This is a genomic window from Geodermatophilus sp. SYSU D00708 (assembly GCF_054050115.1).
This window is the reverse complement of record NZ_JBJGYS010000020.1, coordinates 27,488-41,828: the sequence shown is the minus strand read 5'-3', so window position 1 is coordinate 41,828 and position 14,341 is coordinate 27,488. Positions and strand designations below refer to the sequence as shown.

At 72.1% G+C, this 14,341-nt stretch carries 13 protein-coding genes; 12 read left to right on the top strand and 1 reads right to left on the bottom strand.

Features of this window, described 5'->3' with window-relative positions:
• Positions 1 to 105: 105 nt before the first annotated feature.
• Positions 106 to 849, bottom strand: a complete 744-nt coding sequence (locus ACI79D_RS16925) for a helix-turn-helix domain-containing protein (protein ID WP_456919610.1) — start codon at positions 847 to 849, stop codon at positions 106 to 108.
• Positions 850 to 1,308: 459 nt separating this feature from the next.
• Between ACI79D_RS16925 and ACI79D_RS16920 the strand changes: the two genes are divergently transcribed.
• The 12 genes from ACI79D_RS16920 (at position 1,309) to ACI79D_RS16865 (ending at position 14,299) form a co-directional block, all read left to right on the top strand.
• Positions 1,309 to 2,328, top strand: coding sequence for an ABC transporter permease (locus ACI79D_RS16920; RefSeq protein WP_456919609.1), 1,020 nt, complete (start codon positions 1,309 to 1,311; stop codon positions 2,326 to 2,328).
• 50 nt (positions 2,329 to 2,378) lie between these two features.
• The gene (locus ACI79D_RS16915) at positions 2,379 to 3,491 is read left to right on the top strand and encodes a substrate-binding domain-containing protein (protein ID WP_456919608.1); all 1,113 of its coding nucleotides are present in this window, start codon (positions 2,379 to 2,381) and stop codon (positions 3,489 to 3,491) included.
• Positions 3,492 to 3,587: 96 nt separating this feature from the next.
• The gene (locus ACI79D_RS16910; RefSeq protein WP_456919607.1) at positions 3,588 to 6,107 is read left to right on the top strand and encodes an ATP-binding cassette domain-containing protein; all 2,520 of its coding nucleotides are present in this window, start codon (positions 3,588 to 3,590) and stop codon (positions 6,105 to 6,107) included.
• Positions 6,108 to 6,154: 47 nt separating this feature from the next.
• On the top strand, positions 6,155 to 7,219 hold the full coding sequence (locus ACI79D_RS16905) for an alcohol dehydrogenase catalytic domain-containing protein (RefSeq protein WP_456919606.1): 1,065 nt from the start codon (positions 6,155 to 6,157) through the stop codon (positions 7,217 to 7,219).
• A 24-nt stretch (positions 7,220 to 7,243) separates the two neighbouring features.
• Entirely contained in the window at positions 7,244 to 7,702 is a 459-nt protein-coding gene (locus ACI79D_RS16900; RefSeq protein ID WP_456919605.1) for a VOC family protein, read from the top strand.
• A gap of 64 nt (positions 7,703 to 7,766) precedes the next feature.
• Complete coding sequence (locus ACI79D_RS16895; RefSeq protein ID WP_456919604.1) at positions 7,767 to 8,834, top strand: SDR family oxidoreductase; 1,068 nt, start codon at positions 7,767 to 7,769, stop codon at positions 8,832 to 8,834.
• A gap of 8 nt (positions 8,835 to 8,842) precedes the next feature.
• Complete coding sequence (locus ACI79D_RS16890; protein ID WP_456919603.1) at positions 8,843 to 9,823, top strand: zinc-dependent alcohol dehydrogenase; 981 nt, start codon at positions 8,843 to 8,845, stop codon at positions 9,821 to 9,823.
• Positions 9,820 to 10,887, top strand: coding sequence for a zinc-dependent alcohol dehydrogenase (locus tag ACI79D_RS16885; RefSeq protein ID WP_456919602.1), 1,068 nt, complete (start codon positions 9,820 to 9,822; stop codon positions 10,885 to 10,887). The genes ACI79D_RS16890 and ACI79D_RS16885 overlap by 4 nt, the downstream gene beginning before the upstream one ends.
• Entirely contained in the window at positions 10,884 to 11,822 is a 939-nt protein-coding gene (locus ACI79D_RS16880; protein WP_456919601.1) for an intradiol ring-cleavage dioxygenase, read from the top strand. Before ACI79D_RS16885 ends, ACI79D_RS16880 begins: the two co-directional genes overlap by 4 nt.
• A complete protein-coding gene (locus ACI79D_RS16875) occupies positions 11,819 to 12,895 on the top strand; it encodes a maleylacetate reductase (RefSeq protein ID WP_456919600.1) in 1,077 nt (358 codons plus the stop codon). Before ACI79D_RS16880 ends, ACI79D_RS16875 begins: the two co-directional genes overlap by 4 nt.
• Complete coding sequence (locus ACI79D_RS16870) at positions 12,798 to 13,916, top strand: NAD(P)-dependent oxidoreductase (RefSeq protein WP_456919664.1); 1,119 nt, start codon at positions 12,798 to 12,800, stop codon at positions 13,914 to 13,916. The genes ACI79D_RS16875 and ACI79D_RS16870 overlap by 98 nt, the downstream gene beginning before the upstream one ends.
• Entirely contained in the window at positions 13,913 to 14,299 is a 387-nt protein-coding gene (locus ACI79D_RS16865; protein ID WP_456919599.1) for a nuclear transport factor 2 family protein, read from the top strand. Before ACI79D_RS16870 ends, ACI79D_RS16865 begins: the two co-directional genes overlap by 4 nt.
• Positions 14,300 to 14,341 lie beyond the last annotated feature (42 nt).

The following is a 14,341-nucleotide window of genomic DNA, read 5'->3' as shown; positions in this document are numbered from 1 at the left end:
CGCCCGGGTAGCGCCCGGACCGGAACGTCGAACGGGGTCTTCGACGAGGTATGTCGACGGCTCCGCGACGTCGGGTCGCGGCGCCGGTGGTGCGTGCTGCAGCGGCTACTGGTGCCGGTGGTGCATGACCCAGATCCCGCGGGCCGGCGTCGTGCCGGGATTGCGGAAGAGGTGGGGGATCGTCGAGTCGAACCCGATGGCCTCGCCCGCGTGCAGGACGAAGACGTCGAACCCGAGCGTGACCTCGAGCTCGCCCTCCAGCAGGATCCCGTACTCGTAGTCGTCGTGACGGAGCATGCGGCCGTCCATGGTGGAGCTGCTGCCCGCGGGATAGACGAGCTCGATGAAGTCCAGCTCGTCGGACTTGCGGACCAACTGCTCCCAGGAGACCCCCGACTCCAGCACCAGCCGGCTCCGGTGACCGGGGCTCGAGACCAGGTACCGCACCGGCTCGGAGGGCTGCTCACCCCAGGTGACGGCCGGGAACCCCGGCTTGCCGCGGTGGAGGAGTTGCGCGTCCTCCTCGGCGGCGGCGTCCCCGGAGGTGGGGCCGTCTCCCGGCGCCGGAGCGGGAGAGTGCTCCTCTGCCGGGATCGCCGCGTCGTCCTGCTCGTCGAAGAGCCGGTCGATGGACACCCCGAGCAGCCGCGCCCACGAGTAGAGCGTGGCCACGGACGGCTGGGACTTGCCGTTCTCGAGCTGCGACACGAAGGAGGCAGAGACCCCGAGCTGTCGTGCCACTTCGCGGAGCGACAAGTTGGCCTGCAGCCGCGCCTGCCGGAGCCGACCACCCAGGTTCTCCGCGGGATCGACCTCCGCGGCGGCAGGTGGTTCCGCGCCGGTGCTCATGCTGGTTCCCCTGTCGCTGGCGGTGATCCCTCGATTATCCACTGCGCCCACGGCCGCCACGCCCCTCACACCGGGACCATCCCCCCGGCGTCCACGCCCGCACGGGTCAGGCGCACCGCGTAGGCCCGACCCGCGCCGCCCGCACTGGCGACGACGCCGCCCTCGCCGCGGTCCGTCATGTCGCACCCGCCTCTCTCGCCGCCTCGCGCTGAGACCGCCCGACGCGACGCTCCAGCACTTAACACTCCGATCGCCACTACTTAACGCACACGGCGTCACGCTCCCTCGACCGGATGTAGTGGCGTGGCCTGGCTCACCCGATCGAGTGCCAGCATGCCCCGGTCCGACATATTTGTGAAGTGCTTGTGAACAACCTTCCTCGTCTGTACGGTCCCACATCACATCGTGACGCCGGTCACGACAGCCGGCAGGTCCACCCCACCGGAGGAGGCCGAGGCAATGACCCTCGACGCACCACCGCGCCCCGCCATCGAGGCCGGGCCCCGCATCGCCGTCTCCCGCGGGCTGATCACCGTCACCGTCGCGGTGGTGGCGTTGTTCGTGGTCAGCGCCCTGGTGGCGCCGACGAGCATCAGTCGCGGCGCACTGCTCGGCATGCTGCCCTTCGCGGCGGTGCTGGCCGTCGCCGCCATCGGTCAGACCCTGGTGGTGCAGCAGGGCGGGATCGACCTGTCGGTCCCCGGCGCGATCTCGCTGGCCGTCGTCATCACCACGCACCAGCCGAACGGCGACGACAGCAAGCTGCTGCCGGCGCTGGCCTTCGGTCTCGTCGTGGCCGTCGTGGCCGGGATCGGGAACGGCGTGCTCATCGGCCGCCTCGGCCTCAACCCGATCGTCGCGACGCTCGGCATGAACGCCCTGCTGTACGCGGGGGTCCTGGGGATCTCCGGGGGCTCACCCCGCCGCACGACCGATCTGCTGCGCAGCGTCGCCGGTGGCCTGACCTGGGGCATCCCGAACTCGGTGTACGTGGCCCTCGTGGTGGTGGCGGTGGCCGCCGTCGTGGTCAAGATGACCGTGGCCGGACGGCGCTTCGAGGCCGTCGGGGCCAACCCGGACGCCGCCTTCGCCACGGCCCTGCCCGTGACCCGGCACCGCGCCGCCGCGTACGTGTGGGCCCAGGTCCTCTACTGGCTCGCCGGCGTGCTGCTCGCCGGGATCATCGCCCAGCCGACCGCCTTCCAGGGCGACGCCTACCTGCTGCCCTCGGTCGCCGCGGTGGTCCTCGGCGGCACGTCCCTGCTCGGTGGTCGCGGCTACCTCGTGGCCACCGCCGTCGCCGCGCTCTTCCTCAGCCAGCTCGACCAGTTCGTGCTCGCCCTCGGCGTCTCCTTCGCCATCCGCACCCTCGTCGAGGCGGCGGCCCTGACGGTCGGCGTCGCGCTCTACAGCGTCAACTGGCGGAACCTCCGCGCCAGGTTCGCCCGGTCGTCACCGACCCCACGCACCGCCACGTGACCCGCGCACTCCGTCACATCGTCCGGCAGAACCGAGAAGGGAAACGACCCATGAACCGATCCAAGGTCCGCACCAGGCTGTTGGCGCTCGGCAGCGCGGGAGTCTTCACCCTCGCGGCGTGCGGTGGCGGCGACGACGACGGTGGGACGTCCGCGGGTGGCGCTGCGGCCAACGGCGACGTCCCCTCGTGGTGCGGTCCCGACGAGATCGTCCTCGGCATGACCGACGGCTTCGGCGGCAACAGCTGGCGCCTGGTGACCACCGCCTCGGCGCGCGACGAGGCCGCCAAGTGCCCGAGCGTGACCTCCCTGGAGTACGCGGACGGCCAGGGCAACACCCAGAAGGCCATCGCCGACATCCAGGGCATGGTGGCCAAGGGCGTCGACGCGCTCGTCGTCTTCCCCGACGCCGGCGAGGCGATCCTGCCCGCCCTGCGCAGCGCGTACAGCGCCGGCGTGGTGACCGTGCCCTACCGCGTCAGTCCGGGCGGCGAGGCCGGGGAGGACTACGACGTCTTCATCGGCACCGACTTCAGCGAGGCCGGCCGGTTGTGGGGTCAGTGGATCATCGAGACCCTGCCCGACGGCGGCAACGTCCTCTTCCTGAGCGGTCCGCCCGGCAACAGCCAGGGCACCGATGAGGCCGAGGGCCTGCACGAGGTGCTCGACCCGACGGGGAAGTACACCTTCATCGGCGAGCAGCCGTTCGAGGTCACGAACTGGGACCCGGCGGAGACGCAGCAGGTGCTGACCGCCGCGATCGCGCAGAACCCCGAGATCGACGTGATCGTCTCCGACTTCGGGCCCTCGCTGGTCGGCGCCCTGCCCGTCTTCGAGCAGAGCGGCCGCTCCATCCCGGCGATCGCGACGTCCGACGGCAACGTCCTCGCGTGCTTCTACGAGGACAACAAGGCCAACAACCCGGACTTCCAGCTCTTCACGGTGTCGACGCAGAACGACCACGCGCGGCTGGCGATCCAGCACGCCGTGGCCCGTGCGACCGGCGGTGAGGTCCCCGCGGAGGACAGCTACCCGTCGAGCGCGTTCGAGAACTCCGTCACGAGCCAGCCGAACCCGGTGACGTGCGACCCGAACCTGCCCGACGACGTCTACCTCTCCGCGGAGATGTCCGGCGAGGACCAGGCCGAGCTCCTCAACGACTGACAACCGGCGGGCGGGTGCGCCGGCCGGCGCTGCACGGCGACGACCGGCGCACCCCCTGACCCGAACCTCCCCCCTCGCAGGCGGAAGGACGACGTGGTGACAGAGCAGACCCAGCAGACCCCGGTGGTCGTCGGCGGGCGTCCGACGATCTCCCTGTCCGGGATCTCCAAGAACTACGGCGCGGTCGCCGCGCTGACCGACGTGTCGCTCGAGGTGCTGCCCGGCGAGGTCCACGCCCTCCTCGGGGAGAACGGTGCGGGCAAGTCGACCCTGATGGGGGTGGCGTCGGGCACCACGAAGCCCGACACCGGCACCATCGAGGTCCTCGGGGAGGTCATCGACGACCTGACCCCGGCGACGGCCAGCCGGCTCGGCATCGCGATCGTGCACCAGCACCCGGCGGTGCTGCCCGACATGACGGTCGCGGAGAACATCCTCGTCGCCGTCCCCGGGGAGTTCCTCGAGTTCGCCGGCGGCACGACCGCGTCGATGCGCCGGCTGATCGACGACGTCGGACTGACCGTCCACCTCGAGGACCGCGTCAACGGGCTGAGCGTGGCGCAGAAGCACCTGCTCGAGCTCGCCAAGGCACTGGCCCTGCGCCCGAAGCTGCTCATCCTCGACGAGCCCACGGCGCCGCTCGGCCAGGACTCGGTGGACCTGCTCTTCGACCGGGTGCGCTCGGCCGCCCGCGAGGGGACGGCCATCGTCTACATCACCCACCGGATGGCGGAGGTGCGGGAGCTCGCCGACCGCGTCACCGTCCTGCGGGACGGCCGCAAGCGCGGCACGGTGGTGGTCGACGAGGTCACCGACGAGGACCTGCTGGCGATGATCGTCGGGCGGCAGCTGGAGTACACCTTCCCGCCCAAGCACCCGATCGAGGCGGATGGGCAGCCCGCCCTCGTGGTCGAGGACCTCTCCGGGGACGGCTTCTCCGACGTCTCCTTCACCGCCCACCGGGGCGAGATCATCGGTGTGGCCGGCGTCGTCGGCAACGGCCAGGCCGAGCTGTTGCGTGCGCTCGCCGGCCTCGCGAGGTCCACCGGGACCGTGCGCATCGGCGACCGGGACTTCTCCCCGCGCCAGCTGCACAACTCCTCCGCCTACATGCCCGCCGACCGTCATCACGAGGGCCTGATGATGACGATGTCGGTCCGGGAGAACGCCGCGGTCGCCGCGCTCGACCGGCTGCGCGTCGGCCGCCTGGTCAGCAGGCGACGGGAGGTCGAGGTCCTCGGCGCCGAGTTGGGCGCCCTCAACGTCAAGGCCCGGTCGATGGAGTCGCCGGTCACCGCGCTGTCCGGTGGCAACCAGCAGAAGGTCGTCATGGCGCGGGCGCTCCTGTCCCAGCCGACGATCCTGCTCGCGGACGAACCGACGCAGGGTGTCGACGTGGGAGCCCGGGCGGAGATCTACCGCATCCTCCGGGAGGTCTCGACCGGCGGCGTCCCGGTGATCGTCGCCTCGTCCGACGCCAAGGAGCTCGAGGGGCTGTGCGACCGCGTGATCGTCATGTCCCGCGGGCACGTGGTGGCCACGCTCAGCGGGGACGAGGTCACCGAGGAGCGGATGGTCCACGCGGCCGTCTCCTCCACGACCCTGAAGAAGGAACAGGCCGAGCAGCGGGCGCGGACCCCGAAGAGCTCGGCGCTGCGCCGGCGCCTGGAGGGCGACTACGCCCCCGTCGTCATCCTGGCCGCGGTCATGCTGAGCCTGGCCGCGTACATCTACTCGCAGAACGACCGCTACTTCTTCCCGTTCAACGTCACCTCGGTGATGTTGCTGTGCACCGCACTGGGCTTCATCGCCATGGGCCAGACGATCGCGCTCATGACCGGCGGCATCGACCTGTCGGTGGGGCCGCTGGCCGGCTTCCTCGTCGTCGTCGGGTCCTTCTTCCTCGTCGACGGGTCGTCCGGCGGCACGATGGTCCTGGGCCTGGTGCTCATGCTGGGGCTGGCCGCGGTCACCGGGCTGGTCAACGGCTCACTGATCCGCTTCGGCAAGTTCACGGCCGTCGCCGCGACGCTGGCCACCTACATCGCCCTGCAGGGGTTCAGCTTCCTGCTGCGCGACGAACCCGGCGGACTGATCGCCCGCTCCGTGACCGATGCGATCACCTGGACCGTCGGTCCGATCCCGGTGGCCTTCGTGCTCTTCGTCGCCGCCACGCTGGTCATGGAGTTCCTGCTGCGCCGGAGCGCGTGGGGGCTGCGGTTGCGCGCCGTCGGCTCCGAGGAGGAGTCGGCCCGTCGGCTGGGCGTCCGCACCACGCGGACCGTCGTGCTGGCCTACGTGGCGGTGTCGGTGTTCACCTTCCTCGGCGCGCTGATCCTGCTGGCCCAGCTGGGCATCGGCGACCCGGCCCAGGGCGTCGGCTACACGCTGAGCAGCATCACGGCCGTCGTGCTCGGCGGCACGAGCCTGCTCGGCGGGCGGGGGAGCTTCGTCGGGACCCTCCTCGGGGCGGGCCTGATCGTCCAGCTGCTCAACGCCACGACGTTCCTCGACCTCACCCAGACCTGGCAGTACATCTTCCAGGGCGGGCTGATCGTCGTCGCCGCCGTCGTCTACAGCCAGATCCGCGGCACCCGCCGCGGCGTCGCCCACTGACGGCGACCTCGTCACCCACTCCACCTGATCGAGAAGGGAGCAGCCGCGTGCGCGCTGCCCGTTACCACGGCAAGGGCGACATCCGCGTGGAGGACGTCGCCGACGCACAGATCCGCGAGCCCGACGACGTGCTCATCGCCCCGTTCTACTGCGGCATCTGCGGGACCGACCTGCACGAGTACGCGGTCGGGCCGATCGTCACCCCCACGTCGCCGCACCCCCTCACCGGCGTCACGCTGCCGCAGACCCTCGGGCACGAGTTCTCCGCGCGGGTCGTGGAGGTCGGCCCCGCTGTCCGCGACGTGCGGCCCGGCGACCGGGTCGCGATCATGCCCGCGATCGTGTGCGGGCGGTGCCGGTACTGCCGGCGCGGTCAGGGACACCTGTGCGTCCAGTTCGCGTGCACCGGGCTCAGTGCCGAGACCGGGGGGATGGCCGAGCTCGCCGTCGTCAAGGAGTACCAGGTCGCCCGGCTGCCCGACGAGGTGTCCGACCTCGAGGGCGCGGTCGTGGAACCGGCCGCCGTGGCGGCCTACGGCGTGGAGCGGGCCGGGGTGACCGGTGGCGACGTCGTCCTGGTCACCGGCGCGGGGCCGATCGGCGTGCTGAGCGCGATGTACGCCAGCGCCGCCGGCGCCTCCTCGGTGATCATCTCCGAGCCCAACGAGAACCGGGCCGCACTGGCCGAGCGACTCGACATCGGGCACGTCGTCGACCCCACCACCGGCGCGCTGGACGACCTCGTCGGCGAGCTCACCGGCGGGGACGGCGTCGACCTGGCCGTGGAGTGCTCGGGCAGCACCCCGGGCCTGTCCAGCTGCGTCACGCTGACCCGCAAGCGGGCGTCGATCGTGCAGACCGGCCTGCACACCAAGCCCGCGTCCCTCGACGCGATGGCCCTGTCGGAGAAGGACCTGACCCTCTACGGCAGCTGGTGCTGGAACACCACCGACTGGCCCCGGATCATCCGGCTCATCGCCACGGGCCAGTACCCGGTGGCCAAGGCCGTCACGGCGCAGATCCCGCTCGACGACGTCGTGTCCCGGGGTTTCGACACGCTCATCGACCCGCAGGGCGACGAGCTCAAGGTGCTCGTCCGCGCCGGTTCCTGACCAGGAGAGAAGGGAAGCACTGCCATGACCTCGTTCGTCGGCGACGTGCACCACGTCGGGATCACCGTCCGGGACCTGGAGAAGTCGCTCCAGTGGTACGAGCGGGTCTTCGACGTCCAGCGGGAGTTCGTCGCGACCGGCTCGGGTCCCGAGCTGGCGCGCGCGGTGGGGGTCCCGGACGTCGACCTGCGCTTCGCGTTCCTCCGCTTCGGCAGCTGCGTCGTCGAGCTCCTCTGCTACGCCAACGAGCGGCAGGAGACCTTCGACCGGTCCAACGCCGACGTCGGCAGCGCGCACGTGTGCATCGACGTCCCGGACCTGCAGCAGGCCTACGAGGACCTGCGGGCCAAGGGCGTGGAGTTCCTCGCGCCGCCGCTGGCCATCGACGAGGGACCGCTCGCCGGGTGCGCCTTCGCCTACTTCAAGGACCCCGACGGCGTGACCCTCGAGCTCTTCCAGAGCGGCGCCTCCGGTCACCCGTGAACCACATCCGCAGGACGAGCCGCTTCCTCCCGAACGGTCGGGGCGGCGGAGAGAGCGAGGTCCGATGAGCAACCGCAGGGCGCTGGTCGTCGGCGCCACCGGCCTGACCGGCCGCAACACCGCCGAGCACCTGGCCGCCACCGGCTGGGAGGTCTACGGCATGTCCCGCCGGCCCGGCGCCGAGGCCGAGGGCGTGCGTCCGGTCGCCGGGGACGCCCTCGACCCCGCGTCGGTGGCCGCGGTGGCCGAGCAGGTCCGGGCGACCCACCTCTTCTACTGCACGTGGCTGCGGCAGGACACCGAGGACCGCAACATCGAGGTCAACGGCGCCATGACGCGGAACACCCTCGACGCCGCCGGAGCGGTGGGCACCCTCGAGCACGTCGCCCTGGTCACCGGCCTCAAGCACTACCTCGGCCCCTTCGAGGCGTACGCCCAGAACCCGGCCCAGCCACCGTTCCGGGAGAGCCAGCCCCGGCTGGACCACAAGAACTTCTACTACGACCAGGAGGACATCCTCTTCGCCGCCGCCGAGAAGTACGGCTTCCGCTGGTCGGTGCACCGGCCGCACACCGTCATCGGCTACGCGCTGGGCAACGCCATGAACATGGGCGTCACGCTCGCCGTCTACGGCACCATCGCCAAGGAGACGGGGCGGCCGTTCGTCTTCCCGGGGTCCCCCGAGCAGTACGACGGGACGACCGACATCACCGACGCGCGGCTGCTGGCGCGGCACCTCGCCTGGGCTGCCACGGCACCGACCGCGGCGAACGAGGCGTTCAACGTGGTCAACGGCGACACCTTCCACTGGCGCCGGATGTGGGAGGTCGTGGCCTCGGGTCTCGGCGTGGAGCCGGCCCCGTACCCGGGTTCCCCCACGCCACTGGTCGAGCAGATGACCGATGCGCCCCAGACCTGGCGGCGGATCGCCGACCGGGAGGGCCTGACCGAGCCGGACGTCGACCGGCTCGCCCCCTGGTGGCACACCGACAGCGACCTCGGTCGCACCGTCGAGACGTACGCCGACATGACCAAGAGCCGGGAGGCCGGCTTCCCCGACGTCCAGGACAGCGAGCGCTCGTTCCTGGACCTGTTCGACCGGCTCCGTCGCGAGCGGGTCATCCCGAGGTGAGGAACACGATGAAGGCCGTTCAGTTCCAGGACGTGGACAAGCTGGCGCTCGAGGAGCTCGACACCCCGTCCATCAAGGCCGACGAGGTCCTCGTCGCCTCGCGGTCGGTCGGCATCTGCCACTCCGACTTCGAGCTGCTCGAGGGGCGCTACATCATCCCGTTCGCCTACCCGATCATCCCCGGCCACGAGTGGGCGGGGGAGATCGTGGAGGTCGGCCGCGACGTCACCGACTTCCGGCCCGGTGACCGCGTGGTGGGGGAGTGCGTCATCGGCGAGGACCACTTCGGGTTCTCGATCTCCGGTGCCGCCGCCGAGTACTTCGTCGCGCGGCCCGAGTGGCTGCACCGCGTTCCCGAGCAGCTGACCGACACACAGGCCGCGCTCGTCGAGCCGTTCAGCTGCGCCTACTTCGCGGCCATGCGGGCGGACAACCTCAACGCCAGCGACACCGCCGTGGTGTTCGGCGCCGGCCCGATCGGGCTCAGCTGCGTGGCCGTCGCCTCCACTCTGGGAGCCCGGGTCATCGCCGCCGAGCCCAACGCGTCGCGGGCGGACCTGGCGCGTCGGCTGGGCGCCGACGAGGTCGTGGACCCGACGGCCGACGGCTTCCTCGACACGGTGATGGAGCTGACCGGGGGACGGGGCGCCGACGTGGTGCTGGAGGCCTCGGGACAGCCGGCCGCCATGGCCGCGACCCTGGAGGTGGCCGGGTTCAACGCACGCCTGGTCAACATCGGCATCGACGTCGGCCGCAGTGCCCAGGCGCAGCTGGGTCTCATCCAGTCCAAGCAGCTGCAGATCCGCGGCAGCATCGGCTCACCGGGGGTGTGGCCGCAGACGCTGCGCTTCCTGGCTCGCACCGGCCTGGACCTCTCGCCCATGGTGACCCGCCGCTTCGCTCTGGACGAGGCTCCCGACGCCTACGCCGCCGCCCGGCAGACCGGGGAGAACATCAAGGTGCACATCGAGAACCGGAGCACGCGGTGAAGGCCCTCGTCCTGCACGCCGCGGGGGACGCCCGCATCGAGGAGCGCCCTGAGCCGCCGCCCCCCGGGCCCGGTGACGTGCGCCTCAGGGTGGTGCGGGCGGGGTTGTGCGGCACCGACGCCACCGAGTTCGCCGCCGGCCCGGTCATGACCCCGCTGGAGAAGCGGCACCCGGCCAGCGGCGCACAGGGGCCGGTCGTCCTCGGGCACGAGTTCATCGGGGTCGTCGAGGAGGCCGGGTCCGCGGTCGACCGGTTCGCCGTCGGCGAGCGCGTCGCCGCGGGTGCAGGCGTCTGGTGCGGCCGGTGCGACTGGTGCCGGCGCGGGCAGACGAACCTCTGCGCGTCCTACTGGACCTTCGGCCTGTCCGCCGACGGCGGGCTCACCGAACGCATCACGGTCCCGGCCGCGATGCTCCACCCGGTGGCGCCGACCGTGTCCGACGACAACGCCGCCCTGGCGCAACCGCTGGCGGTGGGGTTCCACGCGGTGGAGCGCAGCCGCATGCAGCCGGGGGACGTGGTCGTCGTGCACGGCGCCGGCGCCATCGGCTCCTTCGTCATCGCCGGTGCCGCGGCGGCCGGCGCGGGTGCGGTCGTGGCGGTCGACGTGGACCCTGCCCGGCTCGACGTCGCGAAGCAGGTCGGGGCCACCCACACGGTCGACGCCCGGGACACCGACCCCCTGGAGGTGGTCCGGGAGCTGACCGGGTCAGCCCTCGCCGACGTCACCGTCGAGGCGAGCGGACTGGTCGACGGCATGTCGCGGGTGCAGCGGCTGACTCGCCGGGGAGGCACCGTGCTGCTGGTCGGCCTGCCCAAGAAGGAGGTGTCCTTCGACGCGGTTCACCTCATCCTCAGGGAGATCGACGTGATGACGACGGTCGCGCACGTGTGCGACGTCAACCTGCCCGCGGCCCTGGACCTCCTGGCCCAGCGCGACCTGGCGTCCCTGCTGGTCGAGAAGGTCGTCCCGCTGGAACACGCGGTGGAGGACGCCCTGGTCCCCATGGCCGAGGGCGCCGCGCGAGGCAAGCTCCTCATCGACACCGAGGTGACGGCATGACCGACCGGCAACTGTTCACCGAGGAGGGGTCGGCCGAGGTCGTGGCCGCCAGCTTCGCGAACACCCCCGACCCGCGGCTGAAGCAGGTGCTGACCTCGCTGGTGCAGCACCTGCACGCGTTCGTCAAGGACGTGGAGCTGACCGAGGAGGAGTGGGGCTTCGCGATCGACTTCCTCACCCGCACCGGGCACATGAGCAACGAGGTGCGGCAGGAGTTCATCCTGCTCTCCGACGTGCTGGGCATCTCCATGCTGGTGGAGACGATCAACCACCGCACCGGCGGTACCTCGACCGAGTCGACGGTGCTGGGCCCGTTCCACATGGTGGCCTCGCCGGAGCGGCAGCTGGGTGACGACATCAACCTCGACCGCAAGGGCACCCCGTGCCTGGTGTCGGGGCGGGTCACCGGTCCGGATGGCGAGCCGCTGGCGGGGGCGTCGGTGGACGTGTGGCAGACCAACGAGGACGGCTTCTACGACGTCCAGCAGCCCGACATCCAGCCGCCGGGCAACCTGCGCGGGCTGTTCACCACCGACGCCGAGGGCCGGTTCTGGTTCCGGTCGGTGGTGCCGCGCTACTACCCGATCCCCGACGACGGCCCGGTCGGCCAGCTGCTGGCCGCCACCGGCCGGCACCCCAACCGCCCGGCGCACCTGCACTTCATCGTCGCCGCGGCCGGCTACCGGCCGGTCACCACGCACGTTTTCGTGGCCGATTCCCCGTACCTGGACTCCGACGCGGTCTTCGGGGTCAAGGAGAGCCTGATCCGCGAGGTGCCCGAGGTCGACGACCCGGCCCGCGCCGCGCAGGTCGGGCTGGCCAACCCGTTCCGCACGCTGACGTTCGACCTGACCCTGCTGCGCGCCGACCAGGCGCCGCCGGCGGCCCAGCCGGCCGAGGCGCAGCCGACCGTCGTCCGGGGAGCGCCGTCGTGATCCGGCCGTTCACCTACTCCGCGCTGCCCATGCGGGTCGTGTTCGGCGCCGGCTCCCTGGCCTCGTTGCCCGACGAGGTCGCCGCCCTGGGGCTGACCCGGGTGCTGGTGCTGTGCTCCCCGGAGCAGGAGGCCACCGGCGAGCAGGTCGCCGCGGCCCTGGGGGAGCGGGCGGCGGGCGTGCTGCCCGAGGCCCGGATGCACGTGCCGATCGAGGTGGCGACGCGGGCCCGGGACCTGGCCCGGCAGCTGGGCGCCGACGGCTGCGTGGCCGTCGGTGGCGGGTCGGCGGTCGGGCTGGGCAAGGCGATCGCGCTCGAGCACGGCCTGCCGGTGATCGCGGTGCCGACCACCTACGCCGGTTCGGAGATGACCCCGGTGTGGGGGCTGACCGAGGGCGGGGCCAAGCGCACCGGCCGCGACCTCCGGGTGCTGCCGCGCAGCGTCGTCTACGACCCGGAGCTGACGCTGACCCTGCCGGCGGGACTGTCGGCCACCAGCGGGATCAACGCGATCGCCCACGCCGTGGAGGGCCTGTACGCGCCCGACGCGACGCCGATCGTCTCGCTGATGGCCGAGGAGGGCGCCCGGGCGCTGGCGGCCGCGCTGCCGAGGGTGGTCGCCGACGGGTCCGATCTCGACGCGCGCGGCGAGGCGCAGTACGGGGCCTGGCTGTGCGGCGCGGTGCTCGCCGCGACCACCATGTCGCTGCACCACAAGTTGTGCCACACCCTCGGCGGCACGCTGGACCTGCCGCACGCGCAGACCCACACCGTCGTCCTGCCGCACGCCCTGGCCCACAACCAGCCCGCCGCCCCCGACGCGGTCGCCGCACTGTCCCGTGCCCTGGGCGGGACACCCGACCCGGCCCGGGCGCTGTGGGAGCTCGCCGGCCGGCTGGGCGCACCGCGGTCGCTGCGCGAGCTGGGCATGGCCGAGGACGACGTCCCGCGGATCGCCCAGCTCGCCGTGGCCAATCCGTACGCCAACCCCCGGCCGGTCACCCGCGACGGCGTCGAGGCCCTGCTGCGCGCCGCCTGGGCGGGAGATCCGCCGCCCGCCCTGCAGCGCTAGCACGCTGCCCGGGCCTGGCCCGGCCGGGTCCCGGGGGCCGGTCCCTCCCCGCGGGCGCCGGGTCGTCCCGTACGTCTCAGCGTCTCGCTGGTCCCAGCGAGACCCGATCAGAGCTCCAGGAGGTCAGGTCATGCAGGTCGGGTTCGCCGGTCTGGGCCGGATGGGGCGCCCCATGGCGCGCCATCTGGCACTCGCCGGTCACGAGGTGGTCGGGTACGACCCCGCGGTCTCCTCCGACGCCGTGCCGCCCGAGCTGGCGGACGCCGGCGTGCAGGTGGCCGACGACGTCTCCCGGCTCGCCCGGACCGAGGTCTCGGTGAGCATGCTGCCCGACGCGGCGGCCACCGAGAGCCTGCTCTTCGGCGAGCACGGGATCGTGGCGCACGGCGGGTCCTCCCACGTGCACGTGGTGATGGGGACCGTCGGCGCCGCGCCGGTCCGCGCACTCGCGGAGAAGGCTCGCGCGACGGGCGTCGTCCTCGCCGACGCCCCGGTGTCCGGCAGCGTCAGCATGGCCGAGAACGCCACCCTCACCGCGATGGTCGGCGCGGAACCGGAGGTGTTCGCCGCCGTTCGACCCCTGCTCGCCGCGATGACCCGGGCCCAGTTCCACACCGGGCCGGTGGGTTCCGGTTCGGCCGCCAAGCTCGCCGTGAACCTGGCCCTGGCGTCGTTGAACCAGGCCGTCGCGGAGGCGCTCGTGGTCGCGCGCGCCGACGGGCTGGACCCCGAGGTCTTCTACGACGTCCTCCAGGCCAGTGCCGTGGCCGCGCCCTACGTCTCCTACAAGCGCGAGACGTTCCTGAGGCCGGAGAGCGCCGGTGTCGCCTTCCCGGTCTCCCTGCTGCACAAGGACGTCGGGCTGGGTCTGGAGCTCGCGCGTGAGCACCACCTGGACCTGCCGGTCGCGACCACGGTCGGTCGCGTCCTCGACGACGCGCGCCGAGCCGGCCTGTCCGACCGGGACATGGCCGAGGTCCTGCGACTTCTCCGGAACGACAACCCGATGGAGGAACGATGACCCTGTCCGACACGCTCTCCACCAGCCAGATCGAGGACCTCGAGGACCGTCGCTACGCGGCGATGGTCGACGCCGACCTCGACGCCCTGGGCGAGCTGCTCAGCGACGACGTCCGCTACGCCCACTCCGACGCCACGGTCGACAGCAAGGCCTCCTACCTGGAGCTCCTGCGCAACGGGACGCTCGTCTACCACAGCCTGGAGCACACCACCGAGGCGGTCGTGAGCCGGCCCGGCGTGGTGGTCGTCGGCGGCACGATGTCCGGCTCCATCCAGATGCGCGGGAAGGCGAAGACGCTCAACAGCCGGGTCGCCGCGGTGTGGGTCGCCGAGGGGGACCGGTGGCGCCTGCTGGCGTTCCAGCCCACTGCGATCCCGGCCTGACCCCTCGTCATGGCTGACACCACCCACAGTCCCGAACACCAC